The organism is Nocardioides alkalitolerans (genome assembly GCA_038184435.1).
GTDB lineage: Bacteria > Actinomycetota > Actinomycetes > Propionibacteriales > Nocardioidaceae > Nocardioides > Nocardioides alkalitolerans_A.
The window spans coordinates 177,132-200,609 of record CP116227.1; the positions used below are offsets into that span (position 1 = coordinate 177,132).

The window sequence follows — 23,478 nt, forward strand, 5'->3', positions numbered from 1 at the left end:
CCTGCGGGCCGTTCCCATTTCCGGGGGAGCGAGCGACTACGGTCGCTCCATGTCTCCCCGGCGGCCCATCGCCGAGCTCGTCGGAAGCGACGAGCTGGCCCGCGTGCTCGACCTCCTCGAGCTCGTCACCTCCGAGGCGGACCTCGACGACGCGCTCACCGCGATCGTCGAGACGGCCTGCGACCTGACCGGCGCCGCCTACGGCGTGCTGGCCGTGCTCGACGCCGAGGGCCGCATGCGCGACTTCCACTTCCACGGCCTGGAGGACCACGAGGTCGACGCGATGGGCGACCTGCCCGAGGGGCGCGGCGTGCTCGCCGAGGTCCTCGCGGCGAGCCACCCGATGCGCCTGGAGCGGGTGAGCGGTCGTCCGGAGGCGGAGACGGCGCCGCCGGGCCACCCCGAGATCGATCGGTTCATCGGGGTGCCGATCCGGCACGCCGGGCGGGCGCTGGGCACGCTGTTCCTCGGCGACGGCCCGGGGCCTCGCCCGTTCACCCCCACCGACGAGCACGTGCTCGAGTGGCTGGCCGAGCGCGCCGCCCAGGTGCTCGCTCTCGCCGAGGCGCGCGCCCGCGCGGAGCGTCGCGAGGAGTGGCTGCGCGTGTTCCAGCGCTCCGTCGAGCTGCTGGAGCCCCCGATCGACCGGGGTGTGGCCCTCACGCGCGTCGCGGAGCTGGTCGGGTGGATGTTCCAGGCGCGGGCCGTCGTGCTCGCCCACCTCGTCGACGACCGCATCGAGCTCGTCGCCGAGGACCCCGCGGCCGACCTCCCGGGCAAGCTCGGCGACCTCGAAGCGATGCGCGAGCGGCTGGCGCCCGGCACCGCGGTGCACACCGCGGTCCTGGCGGCCTTCGCCGACCGGCGGGCGCGCGTGTCGCAGACGGGGCGTTCGCTCGTGGTCATCGTGCCCTTCCCCCTGCGGCTGACCGAGCGGCTCGTGATCGGCGTCGTGCTCCGCCGCGACGCGCACCCGCCCGACCAGGCCGAGCTCGAGCTGCTCACCTCCTTCGCCCACCAGGCCACGACCTCGATCGACCGCCTCGAGGGGCTCGCGGAGCGGCAGGAGCTCATGGTGCTCGCCGACCGCGAGCGCATCGCGCGCGACCTCCACGACGTCGTGATCCAGCGCCTCTTCGCGACCGGCCTGCAGCTGCAGGGCCTGCGGCGCCACCTGCCCGAGGGGGAGCAGGCCCGGTTCGACGTCGTCGTGCGCGACCTCGACCAGACCATCCGCGACATCCGCAGCACCATCTTCGAGCTCTCGCGGCTGCGCGGGCGCTCCCTGCGGGCGGAGGTGCGCCAGCTCGTGGCCGAGTACGCCGAGCCGCTCGGCTTCCGCGCCACCGTCGACCTCCAGGGCCCGCTCGACACGACCGTGCCCGACCGGGTCAGCGACTACCTGCTCGCGACGCTGCGCGAGGCGCTGTCCAACGTGGTGCGCCACGCGGCCGCGACCGGGGTGGAGGTCGGTCTCGCCGTGGGAGCTGACGGCGTGGTGCTGCGGGTCGCCGACGACGGGCGCGGGCTCGCCGACCCCGGGGTCGAGAGCGGGCTCGTCAACGTCCGGCGACGGGCGCGGGACCTCGGCGGCGACGTGCGCATCACCGGCGCACCCGGGAAGGGCACCACCCTCGAGTGGGTCGTGCCCCTCCCGGACTGACGCTGGGCTCAGCCCAGCGGGTCGACCTCGGCGTGGTCCCCGACCGTGGCGGCGAGGCGGGCCAGGTGGTGGCGGGCGTCGCCCAGCAGGTGGTCGAGCGTCGTGAGGTGGGCGGTGTAGCTGCCCACGCTGTACTCCGCCGTCATGCCGATGCCGCCGTGCAGCTGGATGGCCTCCTGGCCGACCAGCCGGCCTGCCTTCGAGGCCTGTGCCCACGCCCGGGTGGCGGCGGTGGTGCGCTCCTCGGCCGACGTGTCGGGGTCGGCGTGCACCATGGCGGCCCACAGCGCGAGGCTGCGGGCGAGCTCCACCGCGACGTACAGGTCGGCCGCCCGGAACGTCAGCGCCTGGAAGCGCTTGAGCGGCACGCCGAACTGCTCGCGGCTGTTCAGGTACCCCGCCGTCGTCTCGAGCGCGACCTGCATCGCGCCGACCGCCTGCTGCGCGGCGGCGACGCGGGCGCCGTCGTACGCCGCGGCGATGGCGGTCGCCTGGTCCTGACCGGCCTCGCCGAGCGGCGTCGCGACCGCACCGTCGAGCGCGACGCGCGCGGCGCGGGAGCCGTCCGGCGCCCGGTAGCCGTTGCGGGTCACGCCGTCGGCGTCCCCGGCGATCGTGAACAGGCCGGTGCCGCCCTCGGGCAGCGCGGCGGACACGACGAGCACGTCGGCCTCGGCGCCCTGCGGCACCGGCTCCTTCACGCCCGTCAGGCGCCACCCGCCGTCGCCCTGCTCGGCGCGCACGCCGGCCGCGGTCGACGTCCACCGCGCGCCGGGCTCCGCGTGGGCGAGAGCCACCAGCGACTCGCCCGAGGCGAGACCGCCCAGCAGCTCCGCGCGCTGCTCGGCCGTGCCGGTCGCGGCCACGAGGCCGCCGGCGAGGACCACGGAGGTGAGGAAGGGCTCGGGGGCGATGACGCGCCCGACCTCCTCGGCCACCACGGCGACCTCCACCGGGCCGGCGCCCATCCCGCCGTCGCCCTCCGTGAAGGGGAGACCGAGCAGGCCCATCTCCGCCATGCGCGACCACGTGTCGCGGTCGAAGCCGGGGGCGTCGGCGACGGTGCCCCGCCGCGTCTCGAAGTCCGCGTAACGCTTGCTGAGCAGGCTGCGCGCGGCCTCGCGCAGCGCCTGCTGCTCCTCGTCGAGCTCGAAGTCCATCGTGCTGCCTCTCTCTACAGACCCAGGATGGTGCCGGCGATGATCTGGCGCTGCACCTCGTTGGAGCCGCCGTAGATCGACGCCTTCCGGAGGTTCAGGTAGGTCGGCGTGCTGCGCCGCGCCCACACGGGCAGGTCGCTGTCGGCCTCGCCGGTGCCGAACGCCAGGGCGCCGGGCCCGGCCAGGTCGACGACCAGCTCGGAGACCGCCTGCTGCAGCTCGGTGCCGCGCAGCTTGAGCACGGAGCTCGCCGGGTGGGGCTTGCCGTCGGCGGAGTTGGCGACCACGCGGAGCGCGGTCAGCTCGAGGGCCATCAGCTCGTTCTCGAGCTCGGCGATGCGCACCGCGACGTGGGGGTCGTCGAGGAGCGTGCCGTCCCCCGACCGCGTGGCGGCCGCCCACTCCTTGGCCTGGGCCAGCACCCGCTTCGTCGCGCCGACCGGCGCGACGCCGACGCGCTCGTTGCCCAGCAGGAACTTCGCCTGCGTCCAGCCCGAGTCCACCTCGCCGACGAGGTTCTCACCCGGGACGCGGACGTCGGTGAACCACACCTCGTTGACCTCGTGGCCGCCGTCGATCAGCTCGATGGGGCGCACCTCGACGCCGGGCGAGCGCATGTCAATCAGCAGCATCGAGATGCCGGCCTGCTTCTTCACGTCGGGGTTGGTGCGCACGAGCGTGAAGATCCAGTCGCCCCACTGGCCGAGCGTCGTCCAGGTCTTCTGGCCGTTGACGATCCAGTCGTCGCCGTCGCGCACGGCCGCCGTGCGCAGCGAGGCGAGGTCGGAGCCGGCGCCGGGCTCGGAGAAGCCCTGGCTCCAGAAGATGTCGACGTTGGCGGTCGGCGGCAGGAAGCGCTCCTTCTGCTCCTGGGTGCCGAAGGCGGCGATCACCGGCCCGATCATCGAGGCGTTGAAGGCGAGCGGCGGCGGCACGCAGGCGCGCTGCATCTCCTCGTGCCACAGGTGGCGGCGCAGGGGGCTCCAGTCCTTGCCGCCCCACTCCACCGGCCAGTGGGGGACCGCCAGGCCGGCCGCGTTGAGCGTGCGGTGGGTCGCGACGATCTGGTCCTTCGTCAGCTCGCCGCGATCGCGCACCGTGGCCCGGACGCCCTCGTCCACCTCGGTGGTGAAGAACGTGCGGAGCTCGGCGCGGAACGCCTCGTCCTCCTCCGACAGCTGCAGCCGCATGGGACCTCCTCGTCGACCGGGCGCGTCTCGCCCCTATGCCGCTGGTCACGTTACCCCCGGGTACCGACAACCCCGCGTGACCACCCCCGCCCGGTGCCGTACAGTCCTGCGCCGAAGGGGAGTAGCCCGGCCGACGCGAGTCGGCAGGGGCGGTCGACATGCTGGCGACCACGACGACGTGGGAGCCCGGCCGTCCCGCCCGAGCGCCCGTGGCGGAGACGTCGCGGACCGCCCGCGGTGGACGAGACCTTCGACCAGTGGATGCTGCTGGTCGAGGCCTCGCCCTGCCCGGCGGACGCTCTCGTCCAGCATGACGAGAGGAAACGCCCCGCATGACCATCGCCGAGATCTTCGTCCTCGCCTTCGCCCTCGCCATGGACGCCGTCGCGGTGTCCGTCGCCCAAGGCATGCGCATGCGCCACCCCCGCTGGCGCGACGCCCTCCTCCTCGCCGGCGCGTTCGGCGTGTTCCAGGCCGTCATGCCCCTCGGCGGGTGGGTGCTGTCCTTCTGGTTCGCCGGCGTCGTCAGCGCCGTCGCCCCGTGGATCGCCTTCGCCCTCCTCGCCGTGCTCGGCGGCATGATGCTCCGCGAGGCGTTCTCCGACGACGAGGACGACGCCGCCGAGGGGTCCGACCCGGCGGTCGCCGGGGGTACGCCGGGCGCGCGCGTCGCGACGTACGTCCCGGTCACGCTCGCCGTGGTCCTCCCGCTCGCGGTCGCGACCTCGATCGACGCCGCCGCCGTCGGCGTGACCTTCGGCGTGCTCAGCCTCGGCGTGGGCGAGGTGCTCGTGGCCGTCGCGATCATCGGCGTCGTCACCGCCGCGCTCTCGCTCGCGGCCGTCTTCGTTGGTGCCCGCGTCGGCGAGCGGCTCGGCCAGTGGGCCGAGATCGTCGGCGGCGTGATCCTGCTGCTGATCGGCCTGCGTATCCTGCTCGACCACCTCGGCGTGCTGGGCTGACGTCGGCCGGCCGGGGGTCGCGAAGTGGGACGTTGGAGCGGTCCAGGCCACCTCCGACCTGCCCCAGCCGCACATTTCCAGGCCCGCAGCGCCCGCGCCCGTGCCCGCCACTAGCGGACCGGCAGGGTCCGGGTCCTCCCTGTGGACAAGGCGGTGCGGATTCGCGAGGACGCCGCCATCATGGTTCGCGTGAGTGGACATCTCGGGAATGTCCGCCCGCAGCAGGCGACACGTGCGACCGCGCCGGGCTGGCGCGATCCGCGGCTGTGGGTGGGGCTGCTGATCGTCGCCGTCTCGGTCGTGGTCGGCGCGCGCGTGCTCGCGTCGGCGGACGACACGGTGGCGGTGTGGGCCGCGCGGGAGGACCTGCCGGCCGGTTCCGCGGTGGCGCCCGACGACCTCGTCGCCGTCGAGGTGCGGTTCCGCGACGGCGACCGGCTGGGGGAGTACGTCGCGGCCGCCGACCCGCCCGACCCCGACCTCCGGCTGGATCGGGACGTGGGGGCGGGTGAGCTGCTGCCGTCCGCGGCGGTGGTGCCCGCGGACGAGTCCGACGTGCTCCACCTGCCCGTCACCGTCGAGCCCGGCCTGGTGCCGCCCGGGGTCGGCGTCGGCAGCGTCGTGGACCTCTGGGTCGCTGGCAGCGACCTCCCGGACCCGTCCGACGAGGCAGCCGGGCCCGACCCGTCCGACCCCTCCGCCCCGTCCGACGGGCCCGACGGGCCTGACGGCTCCGGCTCGTCGTCCTCCGCCGCGCGGAGCGGTGCCGTCCTGCTGCTCGAGGGCGTGCGGGTCGTCGACGCGCCGGGTGCCTCCACGCAGGTGGGGTCGGTCGCGGACCGCCAGCTGGTGCTCGCGGTGCCGGACGAGCAGCGCGACGCGGTCCGCACGGCCGTGGCGGCGATGGCCGCCGGCACCGTCACGGTCGCGCAGCGGGGGTGACCGCGTGATCTGCGTGCTCGTCGTCGGGTCGGGCGCCGCCTGGGAGCCGGGTGCGCTCACGACGCTCACCTCCCGCCCCGACGTGACGGTCCTGAAGCGGTGCGTCGACGTCAACGACCTCCTGGCCGCGGCCACCCTCGGCCAGGCCGACGTGGCCGTCGTCGGCCTCGACGCCCCGGGCCTCGACGCCGCCGCGGTCGAGCACCTCCGCCGGCACCGCGTGCGGGTGGTCGGTGTCGTCGATCCGGCCGCGAGCCCCGAGGGAGCGCGTGCGCACGCCCACCGCATCGGCGTGCGGGCCCTCGTGCCGGCCGGCTCCGGCGAGGCGCTGCTGGCGACCGTGCTCGCCCCGCCGTCCTCCGACGCGCCCACTGCCCCCCGGGGTCCGCGCATCCCGGCTCCGGACCAGGGAGTCCCGGGCCACGGAGCCCCGGGCCACGGAGCCCCGGGCCCCGGAGTCGCCGGCCACGACGCCCCCACCCGACCGGGTCCGGACCACGGCCTGCCCGGCCTGCCCGCCCTGCCCGGCCAGCCCGACGGGCTCGTGCCCGACCCGCCCCCGACGGGCGGTCGGGTCGTCGCGGTCTGGGGTCCGGCGGGAGCGCCGGGTCGCACGACGGTGGCGACCGGGGTGGCGGCGGCGCTCGCTCGCCGGGGGCGACCGACGCTGCTCGTCGACGCCGACCCCTGGGGCGGCACGGTCGCGCAGGCGCTCGGCGTGCTCGACGACGTCTCCGGGCTGCTGGCCGCGGCGCGGGCCCACGCCGCCGGTGACCTGGAGACGGGGTGGCCCGGGCTCGTCCGGCAGGTCGAGCGACACCTGCAGATCCTCACCGGGCTGCCGCGTCCCGACCGGTGGGCGGAGGTCGGCCCGGAGGTGCTCGAGGTCCTGCTCCCGGCCGCCGCCGGGGCGGGGGACGTCGTCGTCGACACGGGCTTCGGGATCGAGGGCGACGAGGCCGCCGACCTCGCGGGGCGTCCGGTGCGGGACGCCTCGACCCAGGTCGCGCTGCAGGTCGCGGACGTGGTCGCCGTCGTGGGCACGGCCGATCCGGTGGGCCTCACGCGGCTGGCCCGCGGGCTCTCCGACCTGCGGGAGCTCGAGGTCGCGGCGCCCGTGCACGTGGTCGTCAACCGGATGCGGCCGACGCTGGGATGGTCGGAGGCGCAGGTGCGCGCCATGCTCGTCGACCTGGCGCACCCGGCCGCCGTGCACGTCCTGCCGGACGACGTCGGCGCCTGCGACCGCGCTCTCGTGACCGGCCGTCACCTGCTCGACGTGGGCGACGGGCCGCTGGCGCGGGCGGTGCGCGGGCTGGCGGACGCGCTGGCGCCCGTCCCCGGTGGTCCCGGTGGGCCGCCGACCACGCGCCGCCGGCTCCGACGAGCGGGCCGGCAGCGCCGGGGTCAGGAGGCGAACAGCAGGTAGAGACCGCCGGCGGTGAAGGCCACCATCACGACGAGCATCGGGAGCTGGCCCGTCACCGTGTGCTGCTTCGGCAGGAGCGCCAGCGACCGGTCGTGCGCGGCCACCGCACCGATGATGTGGCCCAGCACCACGGCGCCCACCTGGATGAACGCCAGGAGCCCGATGTTGTCGGTGAGGAAGTAGGACGGCTGGAGGTCGGCGGTGCCGAGCCAGTTGGCGCCCGTGCCGAGCGGGTCGCTCATGTAGATGACGACCTGCTGGCCGAACTCGAGCAGGTAGGTCACGTAGTGCGCCACGATGTAGCCGACGATGATCGGCACGATCGAGGGCGCCATCCGCGCCGGCAGGTCGCGCCGGGGCACCTCGCCGACGGCCGGCGTCGCCATGGCGGCCCCCGCCAGCAGCACCCCGACGATCCCGATGAGCGCGACGAGGGAGACGTTGAGGATGAGGTCGGAGTCGATCGTCGTGTTGTTCATGAACCGCGCGAACGGGATTGACTCGCGGAACGAGTCGTAGGCCGTCGAGCCGAAGAGCACGGCGACGACCGCGGCCAGCCCGGGGTCGGGACGCAGGGTCGCGAGGTTGGCCAGGGGGCTGCGCACGACGAGCGTGCCGTCCTCGTCGCGGCCCCAGATCGAGACGTGGGCGACGAGGGTGGAGTACGCCTCGAACGGGTCGCAGCGCTCGAAGAACGTGTCGCCGAAGAGCGCGCCGCCGACGAGCATGACGCCGAGGTACGCCGCGAGCCAGAGCCGTACGCTGCTCGTGGTCGTGCCGGACGCGCTGACCAGCTCGAGCCACACGAAGGCGAAGAGGCCGAGCGCCGCCGGCCAGTAGCCGAGCCACGCGGGCAGGTCGCGCGCCCCGACGGCGGGGTCGTTCCCGGCCAGCCGGGCGAGCCCGGCGTGGATCGCCCGAGCGGGGTTCACGGCGCGGTAGAAGCGGCCGAACAACACCGACGCGGGCACGATCCCGACCCACAGCAGCACGTAGAACATGCCCAGGCCGGGGTTGGTGACGACGTCCCGTCCCGCGACCAGCGCGAAGAGCAGGTAGGCGAAGAACACCACCCCGAGCACGCGCAGCACGAGGCGCGTGGCCGGGTGGTCGACCACGGTGCCGAGCCGCGCCACGGCCTCCGGCCGCCAGGGCGCCATGCGGGTGGTGCCGGGCCGCTCCGCGTCGTACCGGGGTCGCCGCCAGGCCACGGCGAGCACGATGAACGACGCGGTCAGCGCGAGCGCGGAGCCGATGACCACCGCCTCGAAGGGGATGGGGAGGTCGGCGGTGGCGCCGATGCCGCTGTGGGCGAGCACGGCCTCGCCGGGCCGGCCCCCGGTCGTGCCGGCGACGGGACCCCCGAGCGGGTCGGTCGTCACGAGCGGACGTCGAGGCGGACGAGCAGGCGGTCCGGGTCGTGCAGCTCGATCTCGTAGCTGCCCACCTGGTCGATCGTCGTCGTGTGGTCGCTCGTCCCGGGCTGGGCCTCGATGGTGAACTCGGGGTTCGTGTGGCCGTGGATCTCGATCGGCACGTCGGTGCTGACGCGGAAGACGATCTGCTGCCCGACGGTCGCCTCGACCCGCTCGGCGTCGGGGGTCACCGAGTCGCCGGCCACCGTGACCTCGATGACGAGGGCGTCGCTCGCGATGCTGCTCGACGGCGCCTCACCGGGGGAGCTCGTGGACGAGGACGTCGCGCCGGGCTCCGGGCTCGGGTCGCTGGTGTCGCTGTCGTCCGCGCGGCCGCCGCAGGCGGCGACGGACAGCACGAGGAGGGCGGTGGCCGCGGTGGTGGCGCACCGGCGCACGGCGGGTCGCATCAGTCGTCTCTTCCTTCGTCGAACCGGTGGCTCCGGACGGCCCGAGACGCCCGTCACCCCACTCTGTCAGAATCGCCTCCGAGGTTACGTACCGTCGTAACGAGCCGGCAGGGAGGGTGGGTCTGTGACCGAGCGTCTGAGGTCCCGGGACATGACCATCCTGGCCACCGACTCCACCACGACCCCGCTCCACAACACGACGCTCGAGATCTTCGACCCCGGCGACTCGGGCTTCGACCACCCGCGGCTCGTCGAGCTGATCGCCGACCGGATCTCCTTCGTGCCGCGCTACCGGCAGCGCATCCTGACCGTCCCCGGGTCGGTGGCCAACCCGGTCTGGGTGGACGACCAGCGCTTCGACCTCGGCTACCACGTGCGTCGCTCCGCGATCCCGCGTCCGGGCGGGATGTCCGAGCTCCTCGAGCTGGTCGCCCGCATCGTGTCGCGCCCGCTCGACCGGTCGCGTCCGCTGTGGGAGGTCTACTTCGTCGAGGGCCTGGCCGACGGTCGGGTCGCGGTGCTCTCGAAGTCCCACCAGATGCTCGTCGACGGGGTGGAGACCGTCGACATCGGCCAGGTGCTGCTCGACGCCCAGCCGGAACCGAAGGTGATGGAGGCCGACGAGTGGCACGCGCGCCGTCGCCCCACCAACCCGGCCCTCGTCGTCGACGCCGTGCGCGAGTCGTTGACGTCGAGCGCCACGGTGCTCGCGACGGCCCGCACGGCGGGGGACGCGGTCGCCCGCGGCACGCTCGGCCTACGACGGCGGCTCACCGGTGTCGCCGGGCCGTTCGCACGCCTCGGCGGCCCCCTGGCCGCCCCGCCGCCGGTCGCCGAGTCGCCCATCACCCCCGCCACGCTCAGCCAGCAACGCCGGGTCGTCGGGGTCCGCACGAGCCTCGCCGACCACCGGCGCGTGCGCGAGGTGCACGGCGGCACGGTCAACGACGTGGTGCTCGCGACGGTCGCCGGCGCGCTCCGCACGTGGCTGATGGCCCGGGACCAGCGGTTCGGCCCGTCGCGCCGGGTGCGCGCACTGGTGCCCATGTCGGTCATCGACGACGAGCTCGAGGCGACCTCCCTCGGCACCCAGATCCAGGGCCACCTCGTGGACCTGCCGATCGGGGAGCCGAGCCCGGTCGTCCGGCTCCACCAGGTGTCGTACTCGTTCAAGGCCCACAGCGAGACCGGCCGCGCGGTCGCGGCGAACCGGCTGGCCGGCATCGCCGGGTTCGCCCCGACGACCTTCCACGCCCTCGGGTCCCGGGTGGCGCTCGCGGAGCTGCGCAGCAAGCGGTTCCAGCTGACGGTGACCAACGTGCCGGGCCCGCAGTTCCCGCTCTACGCGGCGGGCGCGCGGATGGTGGAGACCTACCCGGTGCCGCCGCTGCTCCCGCGGCACGCGCTCGCGATCGGGGTGACGTCCTACGACGGCCACGTCCACTACGGCGTGACCGGCGACCGCGACGCGATCGCCGATCTCGAGCTGTTCGGCCAGTGCCTCACCGACGCGCTCGACGAGCTGGTCGACACCACCACCGAGTCCCGTCGCCGTGCCCCCCGGGGCCGCGCCGCCGCTCGCGGTCGCGCCAGCGGAGCGGGGTCGGGCACCGATCGAGGGACGGGGGCCGGTCGATGACCGTGCGCGTGTTCGTGCCGGTGACCTCGGGCCGGCTGGCCCGCGTCGTCGCCGAGGGCCGTCTCGACGGGCCGTTCCGGGCCCACGCGGTCACCACGGCGCTGCAGGAGGCGTGGCCGGAGGCCGAGGCCGAGGAGTGGGAGTACGCCGCGCAGGCGGCCGCCGGCGTCGCCTCGCTCGCCGCGCGGGGGGAGGGCGACGTGCCGCGCCGCCTCGTGCTCGCCGCCGACGTGCCCGCGGTGCGGCCGGTGGGCGACGAGACCGACCCGACCGTCGTCGAGGTCGACGCCGACCTGCCGTGGAAGCGCATCGCGTCGGCCCACGTGGACGTCGAGGACCTGAGCCCGGCGATCGTCGCGGCGTACCTCTCCGACGAGGAGCTGCCCGACGTCGTCGACGGCGTCGAGCTCGACCACGACCTGGCGTGGTTCGCGACGCAGGAGATCCGCACGCTCCTCTGACCCGAGGGCCGCGACGGCCCCGGTTGAGCCCCGACCGGGGGCCTGCGACGATCGACGGCATGGACGCGATCACCACGCCGCCCACGCCCGTCAACGAGCCGAACCTCCACTACGCCCCTGGTTCCGCGGAGCGCCTCGCGCTGCTCGAGGAGATCGAGCGCCAGGAGTCGGAGCGCCGCGACCTGCGGGCCTACGTCGGCGGCTGGCGCACCGGAGGCGGTGCCGAGGTCGACGTGGTGCAGCCCCACGACCACGCGCACGTGCTCGGCACCTTCCGCTCCGCCACCCGCGCCGACGCGGAGGCCGCGGTCGAGGCGGCCCGCGAGGCCGCACCCGGGTGGCGGGCGCTGTCCTACGACGACCGCGCCGCGGTGATCCTCCGCGCCGCGGAGCTCCTCGCCGGCCCCTGGCGCCAGCGCCTCAACGCGGCCACGGTGCTCGGCCAGTCGAAGACGGCGTTCCAGGCCGAGATCGACGCCGCCTGCGAGCTCATCGACTTCTGGCGCTTCAACGTGCACTACGGCCGGCAGATCCTCACCGAGCAGCCCATCGCCAACGCGCCGGGCATCTGGAACCGCACCGACCACCGCCCGCTCGAGGGGTTCGTCTACGCGATCACGCCGTTCAACTTCACGGCCATCGCCGGCAACCTGCCGACGGCACCGGCCCTCATGGGCAACACGGTGATCTGGAAGCCCTCGCCGACGCAGCAGCTCGCCGCCTCGTTGACGATGGAGCTCCTCGAGGAGGCCGGCCTGCCGCCGGGCGTCATCTCGATGCTGCCGGGCGACGGCATCGAGGTCTCCGACGTCGTGCTGCCGCACCGCGACCTCGCGGGCATCCACTTCACCGGATCGACGCCGACGTTCCAGCACCTGTGGCGCACCGTGGGCGACAACATCGCGGGCTACCGGTCCTACCCCCGGCTCGTGGGCGAGACCGGCGGCAAGGACTTCGTGCTCGCGCTCCCGTCCGCCGACCCCGACGCGGTCCGCACCGCGCTGGTGCGCGGCGCCTTCGAGTACGCGGGCCAGAAGTGCTCCGCCGCCTCGCGGGCGTACGTCGCGCGCTCGGTATGGGAGCGCATCCGCGAGCAGCTCGTCGCCGACGTCGAGGGCCTCGCCGTCGGTGACCCGACGGACTTCTCGAACTTCCTCGGCGCGGTCATCGACGACCGCTCGTTCGCCAAGCAGAAGGCCGCGATCGACCGGGCGCACGCCCTCCACCGGTCGGGGGCGGGCCTCGACGTCGTCGCCGGGGGCACGTACGACGACAGCACCGGGTGGTTCGTCCGCCCGACCCTCGTCGTGGCGGACGACCCGACCGACGAGATGTTCCGCACCGAGTACTTCGGGCCCGTCCTCGTGCTGCACGTCTTCGAGGACGGCGACGCGGAGCGCGTCACGGAGCAGCTGGAGGGGTTCGCGCCGTACGCGCTCACGGGTGCGGTCTTCGCCCGGGACCCCCGCGAGGTGGCGCGCGCCAGCGCGACGCTGCGGTTCGCGGCCGGCAACTTCTACGTCAACGACAAGCCGACCGGCGCCGTCGTCGGGCAGCAGCCCTTCGGCGGCGGTCGCGCGTCGGGCACCAACGACAAGGCGGGGGCCGCGTCCAACCTGCTGCGCTGGACGAGCCCCCGCTCCATCAAGGAGACGTTCGTGCCGCCGACGGACCACCGCTACCCCCACCAGGGGTGAGCGGCGCCGCGCCGGCGCGCATCGTGCTGCTGAGCGCTCCGCTCAGCGGGCGAGCCACGCGCGACCGGCGCGGTTCTCGGCCTTGAGGGCCTTGACGAGCATGTCGCCGATGAGGCCCTCGATCTTGCCGCCGACGAGCGGGATCGAGACCTTGATCTCGAGGTCGACGGTCTCGACCGTGCCGCCGTCGACGCTCTTCAGGGTCGCCGTGCCCTTCATGTCCCCGGGCTTGCCGGGGATGGTGACGTGCACGTCGGCCTGGTCGCCGTTCCAGGTCTCGCGCTGGTCGATGACGATCTCGTCGCCCACGAACTTCTTCGCGAACGACGGGATGCCCGCCGCCGGCTGGATCGTCTCGAGGTGCACCTTCGTGCCCTGGATGTCGACGGTGGAGCGGAGGGCCCGCTGCTCGGTCGCGACGGTGCGTCGGAACTCCTCGTCGAGGAGCATCGCGCGGACGTCCTCGATCGGGGCGTCGTAGGTGAGGTCGTGGGAGATGCGCTTCGCCATGGGCGTCATCATGGCGCACCGTCCCCAGCGCTGCACCCGCGTCCGTCCCCGCCCCGGCGCGCGTCCCTTGTCCGGGCTCGCCGGGCGCCCCTAGGGTCGCAGGGTGGCGACGACCCTGGACGGCAGGAACCTCGACCGGAGCAAGACCGACCTGGTGGCGGAGGCCGCCGACCACGCCCGGTCGCGGTGCGCCGCGCTCGGCGTGGACCCGGGGGACGTGGACGGCCTGATGACGGCGTACTTCCGCCACGTGGCCCCCGAGGACATCCTCGACCGCTCCCCGTCGGACCTCTACGGGGCGTTCGCCTCCCACCGCCGCCTGGCGCAGACCCGTGCGGCCGGCGAGGCGGTCGTGCGGATCAGCACCCCCGGGGCGGCCGAGAACGGCTGGACGGCGGGAGGTCACACGGTGGTCGAGGTCGTCACCGACGACATGCCGTTCCTCGTCGACAGCGTGACGATGGAGCTCGACCGCCAGGGGCGCGACGTCCACGTCGTCCTCCACCCCCAGCTGCTCGTGCAGCGGGACGCCGCCGGCGAGCTCCTCGACGTGCGGGCCGTCGAGGAGGGCACCGCGCCGGCACCGGGGCAGGACGAGGTGGCGACGGACGCCGAGGCCCTGCGCGAGTCCTGGATCCACGTCGAGATCGGCCGCCTCGCGACGGACGACGGCGCCGACGACCCCGAGGACATCCGCGCCGCCGTGCTCGCCGTGCTCGCCGACGTGCGCGCCGCGGTCGCGGACTGGCCCGCGATGCGCGACGCGGTGGAGCGGGTGGTCGCCGACCTGCGGGAGCGTCCCGACGAGACGGCGCCCGGCGTCGACGCCGCCGAGGTGCGCCGCGGTGCCGACCTGCTCGCCTGGCTCGCCGACGACCACTTCACGCTGCTCGGCTACCGGGAGTACGTGCTCGACGCCGACACCCTCGAGGTGGTGCCGGGCACCGGGCTCGGCATCCTCCGCGAGCCGGCGCCGGGCGAGCCGCCCACGCAGCGGGTCGCGGGCGGCTCGGGACGGCTCACCGAGGAGGTGCGGGCGCGCCTGCGCGAGCCCAACCTGCTGGTGCTGGCCAAGGCGAACTCGCGGGCCACCGTGCACCGCCCGGCCTACCTCGACTACGTCGGCGTGAAGACGTTCGCCCCCGACGGCACCGTGACCGGCGAGCGCCGGATCCTCGGGTTGTTCTCCTCCGCGGCGTACACGGAGTCCCTGACCCGCATCCCGCTGTTGCGGGACAAGGCGCAGGCGGTGCTCGACGGCCTCGGGTTCGCGCCGTCGAGCCACGCGGGCAAGGCACTGCTCGACACCCTCGAGAACTTCCCGCGCGACGAGCTCTTCCAGACGCCGGTCGCGGAGCTGACGCCCATCGCCCAGGCGGTGATGTACGCCCGGGAGCGGCGTCGGGCGCTGCGCCTCTTCGTGCGCCGCGACACCTACGGGCGCTACCTGTCCGTGCTCGTCTACCTGCCCCACGACCGGTACTCCACGACGGTCCGGGAGCGCTTCACGGCCGTGCTGCGGCAGCGGCTCGACGCGGGAGGCATCGAGTACGCGGTGCGGCTCTCCGACGCCGCCATGGTGCGGGTCCACTTCGTCGTGCGACCGCGGGAGGGCATCGCCGTGGCGCCCAGCGACGCCGCCCTGGTGGCCGACCTCGAGCACCGCTTCGACGAGGCCGCCCGCTCGTGGCGCGACGACCTGCGCGCCGCGCTCATCGCGAGCCACGGCGAGGTGGACGGGGCGCGGCTGGCCCGTCGCTACGGCAACGCGTTCCCGGAGGCCTACAAGGAGGACTTCGACGCCCGCACGGCCGCCTCCGACATCGGTCGCCTCGAGCAGGTACGCCGCGAGGGAGCCACGCACGGGGGTGTCGACGTGGCGCTGCACCAGCCGGTGGACGCCCCGCCGGGGGAGGCCCTGCTGAAGATCTTCCGGGTCGGGCCGCCCATCTCGCTGTCCACGGTGCTGCCGATGATCTCCTCGATGGGCGTCGAGGTGCTCGACGAGCGGCCCTACGAGCTGGAGGGCCTCGACGAGCCGTCGTGGGTCTACGAGTTCGCGCTCCGCCACGACGGTCCCGTGCCGTCGGAGGCGGTGGAGCTCTTCGGCAGCGCGCTGCGCGCCGTGTGGGACGGCCACGCCGAGGTGGACCGCTTCAACGCCCTCGTGCTGGGCGGCGGCCTGACCTGGCGGCAGGTGAGCGTGCTGCGGGCCTACGGCCGCTACATGCGGCAGGGCGCCTCGCCGTTCTCCACGGGCTCGATGGCCGACGCCCTGGCGGCCAACCTCGACATCACACGCCTGCTCGTCGCGCTGTTCGCCGCCCGCTTCGACCCGGACGTGGAGCCCGACGCGGGGGACGCGACCCGCGAGGAGACCGAGGGGCGCCTGGTCGGGGAGATCACCTCGGCCCTCGAGGAGGTCGTCTCCCTCGACCACGACCGCATCCTGCGGGCCTACCTGACGCACGTGCGCGCCACGCTCCGCACCAACTTCTTCCAGGAGCCCGACGCGGGCGGGGTGCGCTCCCACCTCGCGCTCAAGCTGCGGCCCTCGGCGATCCCCGACCTGCCCGCGCCGCGGCCCGCCTTCGAGATCTTCGTGTACTCGCCGCGGGTCGAGGGCGTGCACCTGCGCTTCGGCTCGGTGGCGCGCGGCGGCCTGCGGTGGTCGGACCGGCGCGACGACTTCCGCACCGAGGTGCTGGGCCTGGTGAAGGCCCAGATGGTGAAGAACACGGTGATCGTGCCGGTCGGCGCCAAGGGCGGTTTCTACGCCAAGCGCCTGCCCGACCCGAGCGACCGCGAGGCGTGGATGGCGGAGGGGGTCGCGGCGTACCGCACCTTCATCTCCGGCCTGCTCGACGTCACCGACAACCTCGTGGAGTCGGCCGAGGGGCGCACGGTGGTGCCGCCGCAGCGGGTCGTGCGCCACGACGGCGACGACACCTACCTCGTCGTCGCGGCCGACAAGGGCACGGCCACGTTCTCCGACATCGCGAACGGGCTGTCGGCCGACTACGGGTTCTGGCTCGGCGACGCGTTCGCCTCGGGCGGATCGGTGGGCTACGACCACAAGGCCATGGGCATCACCGCCCGCGGGGCGTGGGTCTCGGTCCAGCGCCACTTCCGCGAGCTCGGCCTCGACACGCAGCGCGAGGACTTCACCGTCGTCGGCATCGGCGACATGTCGGGCGACGTGTTCGGCAACGGGATGCTGTGCTCGCCCCACATCCGCCTGGTGGCCGCCTTCGACCACCGTGACATCTTCCTCGACCCGGACCCCGACCCGGCCGCGTCGTACGAGGAGCGGGAGCGACTCTTCCGCCTGCCGCGCTCGTCGTGGCGCGACTACGACCGCGCGACGATCTCCGCGGGCGGCGGCGTGCACCCCCGCACGGCGAAGTCGATCCCGGTGACCGAGCAGGTACGCCGCGTGCTCGGCCTCGCCGACGACGTCACCTCCCTGCCGCCCAACGACCTGCTCCGCGCCATCCTCAGGGCGCCGGCCGACCTGCTGTGGAACGGCGGCATCGGCACCTACGTGAAGGCCGCCCACGAGTCCCACGCGGACGCGGGCGACAAGGCCAACGACGGCATCCGCGTGAACGGCGGCGACCTGCGGGTGCGGGTCGTCGGGGAGGGCGGCAACCTGGGCCTGACCCAGGGCGGCCGCATCGAGTTCGCGCGCAACGGCGGTCGGCTCAACACCGACTTCATCGACAACTCGGCGGGCGTCGACACGTCCGACCGCGAGGTCAACATCAAGATCCTGCTCGACCGGGTCGTGGCCGCGGGCGACCTCACGGCCAAGCAGCGCGACGAGCTCCTGGCGTCGATGACCGACGAGGTCGCCGCGCTCGTGCTCCGCGACAACGACCAGCAGAACCGGGCGCTCGCCAACGCGGACGCCAACGCGCCGGCCCTCCTCCACGTGCACGAGCGGTGGATGCGGCGGCTCGAGGGCGACGGCGTGTTCGACCGGGCGCTGGAGGGCCTGCCGGACCGGGCCGAGGTGCGGCGCCGGCTCGAGGCGGGCGAGGGGCTGAGCCAGCCGGAGCTGGCGGTGCTGATGAGCTGGACCAAGATCGTGCTGGCCGACGAGCTGCTGGAGTCCGACCTGCCCGACGACCCCTACCTGCGGGGGCTGCTCTACAGCTACTTCCCGACCCCGATGCGGCACCGGTTCCGTGCCCAGATGGACGCCCACCCGCTGCGGCGCGAGATCGTCGTGACGGCCGTGGTCAACCACCTCGTCAACACGGCGGGCATGACCTACTGGCCCCGGCTGGCCGACGAGACGGGCGCCGCCCCGGCGGAGCTCGCGCGGGCCCACTTCGTCGCGGAGGAGATCTTCGGGGCCGTCGCGCTCCGCCGCGAGATCGAGGCGCTCGACAACCAGCTGGACGCCGCCGTGCAGACCCGCATGCGCATCGAGCTGCGCACCCTGGTCGAGCGGGCGTCCCGCTGGCTCGTGCTGCGCCGCTCCGACCGTGGGGCGGAGGGCGTCGTCGACTTCTTCGGCGAGCGCATCCAGCAGGTGCTCACGGGCGACCCCGGGCTGGCCGGGCTGCTCAGCGGGCGCGACCTCGCGGCGTACGAGCAGCGCCGCGACGCCCTCCTCGAGGGCGAGGTGCCGCGCGACCTGGCCGAGCGGATCGCGGCCCTCCCGCCGTCCTACGCGCTCCTGTCGGTCGTGGAGACCGCCGCCTCCGAGGACCTGCCGGCGGAGACGGTGGCCCGGGTGCACTTCGCGCTCGGCGAGCGGCTCGGGCTGTCGAGCCTGCTGACCCGCATCCTGGCCCTCCCGCGCTCCGACCGGTGGGAGACGACCGCGCGGGCGGCGCTGCGCGACGACCTGCACGCCGTGCACGCGCTGCTCACCGCCCAGGCGCTCGCCGCGTCGTCCGACGACGACCCGGCACCGGTGCGGGTGGCGACCTGGGAGGAGACGCAGCCGCACGTCGTGGCGCGCGCGGCGAGCACGCTCGAGGAGGTGTGCGCCGAGGAGCCCGACCTGGCCCGGCTCTCCGTCGGCATGCGCGTCGTGCGCGGGCTGGTGGCGACGACGCCGAGCGGCGGGGCCGACGTGGCCTGAGGTCGGGCGGGCTGGCCTGGCGAGGCGTGGAACTGGGACGTTGGTGCGTCCCGGGCTCGCTACGACCTGCCCCGTCCGCACCTTTCTCGCGGCGGCGGGAGCGGCGGGCGCGACTGAGCCGGCCAGCGGACCGGCTCGAGCGCTCAGCGCCCCTCGAACCTCGGCGCGCGCTTCTCCACGAAGGCCGTCATGCCCTCGGCGGTGTCGGCGGTGCGGAACAGGGTGAGCTGGCCGAGGTTCTCCCGTTCGAGCGCCGGCTCGAGCTGGTCGAGCGCGGCGGCGTTGACGGCCTTCTTGGTCGCGGCGTACGCCAGCGGCGCTCCCGCGGCGAGCGTCGAGGCGAGGGCGGCGACGGCCTCCGGGAACGCCTCCGCGGGCACGAGGTGGCTGACGAGCCCCGCGGCGTGGGCGTCGGCGGCCGGGAGCCGTTCGCCGAGGAGCACCATCCGCATCGCCCGGGCTCGGCCGACGGCGGCCGCGATGGTCGCGGTGGAGCCGCCGTCGGGCATGAGGCCGATCCGGGCGAAGGTGAACGCGAACGAGGCGTCGCTCGAGGTCACCTGCAGGTCGCAGGCCAGGGCGAGGGACGCGCCGACGCCCGCGGCGACGCCGTTGACCGCGGCGACCACCGGCTTGTCGAGGCGGACGACGGCACGGACGAGCCGGTTGGCCCGGTGCACGGCGTCGTCGTCGAAGGCGTCGAGGGGCGAGTCGCCGGCCAGGGCGGCGCCCGAGCTGAACGCCTTCCCGCGGCCGGTGACGACCACCACGCGCACGTCGTCGCGGCCCACGGCGCGCTCCAACGTCGCGGCGGTCGACTCGACCATGGCGGCGTCGAGCGCGTTGTAGGACTCCGGCCGGTCGAAGGTGACCGTGAGGACGCCCCGGGCGTCGAGGTCGATCTCGACGCCCGGGGCGCGGGTGATCCACTCAGCGGACAAGGGACACCCCGGCGTCCTGCATCGCGGCGAGCGCGGCGTCGGTGCTCTCCGGCGCCACGCCGGCCGTGAGCCCGGTCAGCACGCGCACCGTGAAGTGCTCGCGCACCGCGTCGAGCACGGTCGCCCGCACGCAGTGGTCGGTCGCGATCCCGCAGACGTCGACCTCGTCGATGCCGCGGGCCCGCAGCCAGTCCACGAGGGTCGTGCCGTCCTCGGCCGCGCCCTCGAAGCCGGAGTACGCCGCGTCGTACTGGCCCTTGAGGAACACCGCCTCCACCGCCGAGGTGTCGAGCTCGGGGTGGAACTCCTCGCCGCGGGTGCCGACCTCGCAGTGCACGGGCCAGGTGTCGGCGAAGTCGGGGTTGTCCGACCAGTGGGCGCCCGGGTCGATGTGGTGGTCCTTGGTGGCGACGACGGCGGCGTAGCCGTGGTCTCCGGCGAGCAGCGCGGAGACGCCGGCGGCGACGGCCGCGCCGCCGGCGACGGCCAGCGAGCCGCCCTCGCAGAAGTCGTTCTGCACGTCGACGACGATCAGTGCTCGGGTCATGGGGTCCAGCCTTCCAGACGGTGGGGTGGGGTGCTCAGGAGTGCTCAGGACTGGTAGACGGTCGGGAGCAGCGGCTCGCCGCGGGTCATCGAGCGGGCCGCCATCGGGAGCTCGGCGAACGCGGCGGCGTGGCGCTCGCGCGCGGCCTCCAGCGTCTCGCGACCCGCGATCTCGCCGCCGACGACGAGGTCGCGGTGCAGCGGGCGGTCCGTCGTGCCGTCGCCGGGCTCGGGGTCGCCGTCGACCGCGATCACCTCGGCGACGGCGACGCCGTCGTCGAGCCGACGCGCGGCGCGCTTGCTGCCGCCGACGGAGAGCTTGTTGGTGCTCTTCTTGGCGACCGGCACCATGCGGCCCTCGTCGTCCTCGCGGGCGACCAGCTTGTAGACGAACGCGCTCGTCGGGTGCCCGGAACCGGTGACGAGGCGGGTGCCGACGCCGTACCCGTCCACCGGCGCGGAGGCCAGCGACGCGATGGCGAACTCGTCGAGGTCGCTCGTGACGATGATGCGGGTGTCCCGTGCGCCGAGGGAGTCGAGCTGCTCGCGCACCTCGACGGCCAGCGCGCCGAGGTCGCCCGAGTCGAGGCGCACGGCGCCCAGCTCCGGACCGGCCACCTCGACGGCGAGACGCACGGCCTCCTTCACGTCGTAGGTGTCGACCAGCAGCGACGTGCCGGCGCCGAGGCTCGAGACCTGCGCGCGGAACGCGTCGGCCTCCGTGTCGTGCAGCAGGGTGAAGGCGTGCGCGGAGGTGCCGGTGCTCGGCACGCCGTAGCGCTGCCGGGCGGCCAGGTTGCTCGTGGCGCCGAACCCGGCGACGTACGCCGCGCGCGCGGCCGCCACCGCGGCCTCCTCGTGGGTGCGGCGCGAGCCCATGTCGATGCACGGGCGCCCGCCGGCCACGGCGATCATGCGCGACGCCGCGCTGGCGATGGCGGAGTCGTGGTTGTAGATCGAGAGCAGCACGGTCTCGAGGAGGACGGCCTCGGCGAAGGTCGACTCGACCACGAGGAGGGGCGAGCCGGGGAAGTAGACCTCACCCTCGCCGTACCCGCGGACGTCGCCGGAGAAGCGGTAGTCGGTCAGCCACGCGAGCGTCGTGTCGTCGACGACGCCCTCCGCGGCGAGGAAGTCGAGCGTCGGGGTGTCGAACCGGAACGCCTCGATGGCCTCGAGCGCCCGGCCGACACCGGCGACGACGCCGTAGCGGCGTCCCTCGGGGAGCTTGCGCCCGAACAGCTCGAAGACCGAGCGGCGCTGCGCCGTGCCGGAGGCGAGCGCGGCCTGGAGCATGGTGAGCTCGTAGTGGTCGGTCAGCAGGGCGGTGGCCGGCGCCTCAGTAATAGTCATGATGACAATATAAGGGGTGGGGTGTCGCCCCGCAAGGGTGTCCCCGCCGCTGTGTCACGATGGGCGCGTGTCTGCTGCCAGCCCCGTCGAGGTCGAGCCGACGCTCACCCCGGACGACTCGCCGACCGTCGCGAGCCCGTGGGTCACGATCGTCTGGGACGACCCGGTCAACCTCATGAGCTACGTGACCTACGTGTTCCGCACCTACTTCGGCTACACGACCGAGCACGCCGAGGAGCTGATGCTCCAGGTGCACAACGACGGCAAGTCGGTCGTCTCCACCGGGAGCCGCGAGGCGATGGAGCGGGACGTGCAGGCGATGCACGAGTACGGCCTGTGGGCCACGATGGAGCGCGCCGAGTGAGCGGGTTCACCCGGCACCGTCGCAGTGGGCGGATCATCGCCGCCTTCACCGGCTTCGAGGCCGACCTGCTGCGCTCACTGGCCGGGCAGCTGATCGAGCTGCTGCGCAACGAGGCCGCCGCGCCCCGCGACCCGGTCGACCCGTTGGAGGCGATGCTCGACTTCGACGGGCCGACCACCGCGCCGGAGGACCCCGTGCTCGCGCGGCTGTTCCCCACGGCGTACCAGGACGACGAGGAGGCGGCGGCCGAGTTCCGGCGCTTCACCGAGGGCCACCTCCGCGACGGCAAGTCGGCGGCGGCCTGCCGCATCATCGAGGACCTCGGGGAGGCGGGCCTGCCCGACGAGCTCAGTGAGGACGGGCTGATGATCGACGTCGAGCTCACCGAGGACGTCGCCGTGACCTGGATGCGCTCGTTCACCGACATCCGGCTCGCCCTCGCCACGCGCCTCGGCGTGGAGGACGGCGACGAGGCCCGCTGGATGGCCCTGCCCGACGACGACCCGCGGGCCCAGGCGCACGACATCTACGAGTGGGTCGGCTACCTGCAGGAGACGCTCGTCGGCGCGTTGACGCGCTGAGGGCTCCTCGACCCGTCAGGCCGAGGATGCTTCGATGGGGGCCATGCCCCTGAAGCGATCCGCTCGTGCCGCCTTGGCCCTCGGGGCCGGGCTCGTGCTCGCGTCGACCGCCGCGTGCAGCGGCTCCGACCCCGGCGACGAGGCCGAGGAGACCCCGTCCTCCTCGACGAGCTCGACCGACCCCGCCACCTCCGCGCCCGCCGAGCCGTCCGGCTCCGCGACGACGGACCCCACCGGGAGCCCGGAGTCCGCGCCGCCCGACACCGCCTCGACGGGCGAGGCGCTGCCGCCCGTGGACGGCGAGCCGTGCACCGCCGACGTGACCCTGAGCGGTGCCGTGGAGTCGACCTGGGAGGGTGCCGGCGTCGTCGCCGAGGACGGCGCCTACGGCCCGACGGTGACCTACCAGTCGACCCACGAGGACCACGGCGTCACGCTGGTCGCGGCCGGCGAGGGGTTCGACGCGGCGGCGTACCTGACGTCGGGCGACGCGTTCTTCGGCTCGGTGCCCGGCGCCGGCGGTGTCGAGATCGATCCCGCGGGCGGGGGCGCCCAGGTGGACGTCGAGCTCGTGGCCCCCGAGCTGGAGGGCGACCCGGTGCGCCTCGTCGCGACCTTCACCTGCTGATGCCGGTCCCCGACTTCATCGCGGCGCTCCGTGCCCGCATCGGCACGGCCGAGCTGTGGCTCCCCGGCGTGACCGCGGTGGTGGTGCGCCCCGGCTCGGGTGCTGGTGAGCGCGAGGTGCTGCTCGTGCGTCGCTCCGACAACGGCGCCTGGACCCCGGTCACCGGCATCTGCGACCCCGGCGAGGAGCCCGCCGTCACGGCGCGCCGCGAGGCGCTCGAGGAGACCGGCGTCGAGATCGTCGTCGACCGGCTCGCGCTCGTGCGCACGACCGGCCTCGTGGTCTATCCCAACGGCGACCGCAACCGCTACCTCGACCACACCTTCGCGTGCCGGTGGGTGGCCGGGGAGGCGTACGTCGCGGACGACGAGTCCTCGGAGGTCGGCTGGTTCGCGCTCGACGCGCTGCCGCCGATGACCGACGAGATGCGCGAGCGCATCGCCGCCGGGGTCAGCGACGAGCAGGCCGCCCGGTTCGTGCGCTGAGGGG

General features: G+C 74.4%; 20 protein-coding genes. 12 read left to right on the top strand and 8 right to left on the bottom strand.

What is annotated here, in order from left to right; translation table 11 throughout:
* The first annotated feature begins 49 nt into the window (after positions 1–49).
* A complete protein-coding gene (locus PIR53_00875; protein ID WZH52569.1) occupies positions 50–1,663 on the top strand; it encodes a GAF domain-containing sensor histidine kinase in 1,614 nt (537 codons plus the stop codon).
* 8 nt (positions 1,664–1,671) lie between these two features.
* On the opposite strand, the gene PIR53_00880 is transcribed toward PIR53_00875, so the two are convergent.
* Complete coding sequence (locus PIR53_00880) at positions 1,672–2,823, bottom strand: acyl-CoA/acyl-ACP dehydrogenase (GenBank protein WZH52570.1); 1,152 nt, start codon at positions 2,821–2,823, stop codon at positions 1,672–1,674.
* Between the two features lie 14 nt (positions 2,824–2,837).
* Positions 2,838–4,013 (bottom strand): acyl-CoA dehydrogenase family protein, encoded by a 1,176-nt coding sequence (locus tag PIR53_00885; GenBank protein ID WZH52571.1) that lies wholly within the window; start codon positions 4,011–4,013, stop codon positions 2,838–2,840.
* A 332-nt stretch (positions 4,014–4,345) separates the two neighbouring features.
* On the opposite strand from PIR53_00885, the gene PIR53_00890 reads away from it, so the two are divergent.
* From PIR53_00890 to PIR53_00900, 3 genes are all read left to right on the top strand, one after another.
* Positions 4,346–4,975 (top strand): manganese efflux pump MntP family protein, encoded by a 630-nt coding sequence (locus tag PIR53_00890; GenBank protein ID WZH52572.1) that lies wholly within the window; start codon positions 4,346–4,348, stop codon positions 4,973–4,975.
* A 189-nt stretch (positions 4,976–5,164) separates the two neighbouring features.
* On the top strand, positions 5,165–5,917 hold the full coding sequence (locus tag PIR53_00895) for a hypothetical protein (GenBank protein ID WZH52573.1): 753 nt from the start codon (positions 5,165–5,167) through the stop codon (positions 5,915–5,917).
* 4 nt (positions 5,918–5,921) lie between these two features.
* Complete coding sequence (locus PIR53_00900; GenBank protein ID WZH52574.1) at positions 5,922–7,346, top strand: hypothetical protein; 1,425 nt, start codon at positions 5,922–5,924, stop codon at positions 7,344–7,346.
* On the opposite strand, the gene PIR53_00905 is transcribed toward PIR53_00900, so the two are convergent.
* Both PIR53_00905 and PIR53_00910 read right to left on the bottom strand, forming a co-directional pair.
* Positions 7,325–8,728, bottom strand: coding sequence for a hypothetical protein (locus tag PIR53_00905; GenBank protein WZH52575.1), 1,404 nt, complete (start codon positions 8,726–8,728; stop codon positions 7,325–7,327). The genes PIR53_00900 and PIR53_00905 overlap by 22 nt on opposite strands.
* Positions 8,725–9,171, bottom strand: a complete 447-nt coding sequence (locus PIR53_00910) for a hypothetical protein (protein ID WZH52576.1) — start codon at positions 9,169–9,171, stop codon at positions 8,725–8,727. The genes PIR53_00905 and PIR53_00910 overlap by 4 nt, the downstream gene beginning before the upstream one ends.
* Positions 9,172–9,295: 124 nt before the next feature.
* Here PIR53_00910 and PIR53_00915 point away from each other — a divergent pair, with 124 nt between their 5' ends.
* The 3 genes from PIR53_00915 to pruA are packed head-to-tail and all read left to right on the top strand — an operon-like array spanning position 9,296 to position 12,968.
* The gene (locus PIR53_00915; GenBank protein ID WZH52577.1) at positions 9,296–10,810 is read left to right on the top strand and encodes a wax ester/triacylglycerol synthase family O-acyltransferase; all 1,515 of its coding nucleotides are present in this window, start codon (positions 9,296–9,298) and stop codon (positions 10,808–10,810) included.
* Positions 10,807–11,271, top strand: a complete 465-nt coding sequence (locus tag PIR53_00920; GenBank protein WZH52578.1) for a hypothetical protein — start codon at positions 10,807–10,809, stop codon at positions 11,269–11,271. The genes PIR53_00915 and PIR53_00920 overlap by 4 nt, the downstream gene beginning before the upstream one ends.
* Before the next feature lie 59 nt (positions 11,272–11,330).
* Complete coding sequence (gene pruA / locus PIR53_00925; protein ID WZH52579.1) at positions 11,331–12,968, top strand: L-glutamate gamma-semialdehyde dehydrogenase; 1,638 nt, start codon at positions 11,331–11,333, stop codon at positions 12,966–12,968.
* Positions 12,969–13,010: 42 nt separating this feature from the next.
* Here the strand turns inward: pruA and PIR53_00930 are convergent, their stop codons facing one another.
* Positions 13,011–13,478 carry a DUF2505 domain-containing protein gene (locus PIR53_00930; protein WZH52580.1) on the bottom strand — a complete coding sequence of 156 codons (468 nt, stop codon included), beginning with the start codon at positions 13,476–13,478 and terminating at the stop codon, positions 13,011–13,013.
* 103 nt (positions 13,479–13,581) lie between these two features.
* On the opposite strand from PIR53_00930, the gene PIR53_00935 reads away from it, so the two are divergent.
* Positions 13,582–18,576 carry an NAD-glutamate dehydrogenase gene (locus tag PIR53_00935; GenBank protein WZH52581.1) on the top strand — a complete coding sequence of 1,665 codons (4,995 nt, stop codon included), beginning with the start codon at positions 13,582–13,584 and terminating at the stop codon, positions 18,574–18,576.
* 143 nt (positions 18,577–18,719) lie between these two features.
* Here PIR53_00935 and PIR53_00940 read toward each other — a convergent pair whose 3' ends face one another.
* From PIR53_00940 to PIR53_00950, 3 genes are read right to left on the bottom strand one after another with little or no spacing between them, the layout of a single operon-like run.
* Complete coding sequence (locus PIR53_00940; protein ID WZH52582.1) at positions 18,720–19,517, bottom strand: enoyl-CoA hydratase-related protein; 798 nt, start codon at positions 19,515–19,517, stop codon at positions 18,720–18,722.
* The gene (locus PIR53_00945) at positions 19,507–20,064 is read right to left on the bottom strand and encodes an isochorismatase family protein (protein ID WZH52583.1); all 558 of its coding nucleotides are present in this window, start codon (positions 20,062–20,064) and stop codon (positions 19,507–19,509) included. Before PIR53_00945 ends, PIR53_00940 begins: the two co-directional genes overlap by 11 nt.
* A gap of 44 nt (positions 20,065–20,108) precedes the next feature.
* Positions 20,109–21,416, bottom strand: a complete 1,308-nt coding sequence (locus PIR53_00950) for a nicotinate phosphoribosyltransferase (protein WZH52584.1) — start codon at positions 21,414–21,416, stop codon at positions 20,109–20,111.
* A 67-nt stretch (positions 21,417–21,483) separates the two neighbouring features.
* Between PIR53_00950 and clpS the strand changes: the two genes are divergently transcribed.
* Genes clpS through PIR53_00970 form a run of 4 tightly spaced genes read left to right on the top strand, consistent with a single transcriptional unit; the run spans position 21,484 to position 23,474 of the window.
* Positions 21,484–21,780, top strand: a complete 297-nt coding sequence (gene clpS / locus PIR53_00955; protein ID WZH52585.1) for an ATP-dependent Clp protease adapter ClpS — start codon at positions 21,484–21,486, stop codon at positions 21,778–21,780.
* Positions 21,777–22,361, top strand: coding sequence for a DUF2017 domain-containing protein (locus tag PIR53_00960; protein WZH52586.1), 585 nt, complete (start codon positions 21,777–21,779; stop codon positions 22,359–22,361). Before clpS ends, PIR53_00960 begins: the two co-directional genes overlap by 4 nt.
* 43 nt (positions 22,362–22,404) lie before the next feature.
* The gene (locus PIR53_00965; GenBank protein ID WZH52587.1) at positions 22,405–22,989 is read left to right on the top strand and encodes a hypothetical protein; all 585 of its coding nucleotides are present in this window, start codon (positions 22,405–22,407) and stop codon (positions 22,987–22,989) included.
* Entirely contained in the window at positions 22,989–23,474 is a 486-nt protein-coding gene (locus PIR53_00970; protein WZH52588.1) for an NUDIX domain-containing protein, read from the top strand. Before PIR53_00965 ends, PIR53_00970 begins: the two co-directional genes overlap by 1 nt.
* Positions 23,475–23,478 lie beyond the last annotated feature (4 nt).

What these genes read in the sequence shown, in the direction of transcription:
- PIR53_00875 (WZH52569.1), top strand. Translation starts at nt 50, where the DNA reads ATGTCTCCCCGGCGGCCCATCGCCGAGCTCGTCGGAAGCGACGAGCTG.
- PIR53_00880 (WZH52570.1), bottom strand. Translation starts at nt 2,823, where the DNA reads ATGGACTTCGAGCTCGACGAGGAGCAGCAGGCGCTGCGCGAGGCCGCG.
- PIR53_00885 (WZH52571.1), bottom strand. Translation starts at nt 4,013, where the DNA reads ATGCGGCTGCAGCTGTCGGAGGAGGACGAGGCGTTCCGCGCCGAGCTC.
- PIR53_00890 (WZH52572.1), top strand. Translation starts at nt 4,346, where the DNA reads ATGACCATCGCCGAGATCTTCGTCCTCGCCTTCGCCCTCGCCATGGAC.
- PIR53_00910 (WZH52576.1), bottom strand. Translation starts at nt 9,171, where the DNA reads ATGCGACCCGCCGTGCGCCGGTGCGCCACCACCGCGGCCACCGCCCTC.
- PIR53_00920 (WZH52578.1), top strand. Translation starts at nt 10,807, where the DNA reads ATGACCGTGCGCGTGTTCGTGCCGGTGACCTCGGGCCGGCTGGCCCGC.
- pruA (WZH52579.1), top strand. Translation starts at nt 11,331, where the DNA reads ATGGACGCGATCACCACGCCGCCCACGCCCGTCAACGAGCCGAACCTC.
- PIR53_00930 (WZH52580.1), bottom strand. Translation starts at nt 13,478, where the DNA reads ATGGCGAAGCGCATCTCCCACGACCTCACCTACGACGCCCCGATCGAG.
- PIR53_00945 (WZH52583.1), bottom strand. Translation starts at nt 20,064, where the DNA reads ATGACCCGAGCACTGATCGTCGTCGACGTGCAGAACGACTTCTGCGAG.
- PIR53_00950 (WZH52584.1), bottom strand. Translation starts at nt 21,416, where the DNA reads ATGACTATTACTGAGGCGCCGGCCACCGCCCTGCTGACCGACCACTAC.
- PIR53_00965 (WZH52587.1), top strand. Translation starts at nt 22,405, where the DNA reads ATGCCCCTGAAGCGATCCGCTCGTGCCGCCTTGGCCCTCGGGGCCGGG.
- PIR53_00970 (WZH52588.1), top strand. Translation starts at nt 22,989, where the DNA reads ATGCCGGTCCCCGACTTCATCGCGGCGCTCCGTGCCCGCATCGGCACG.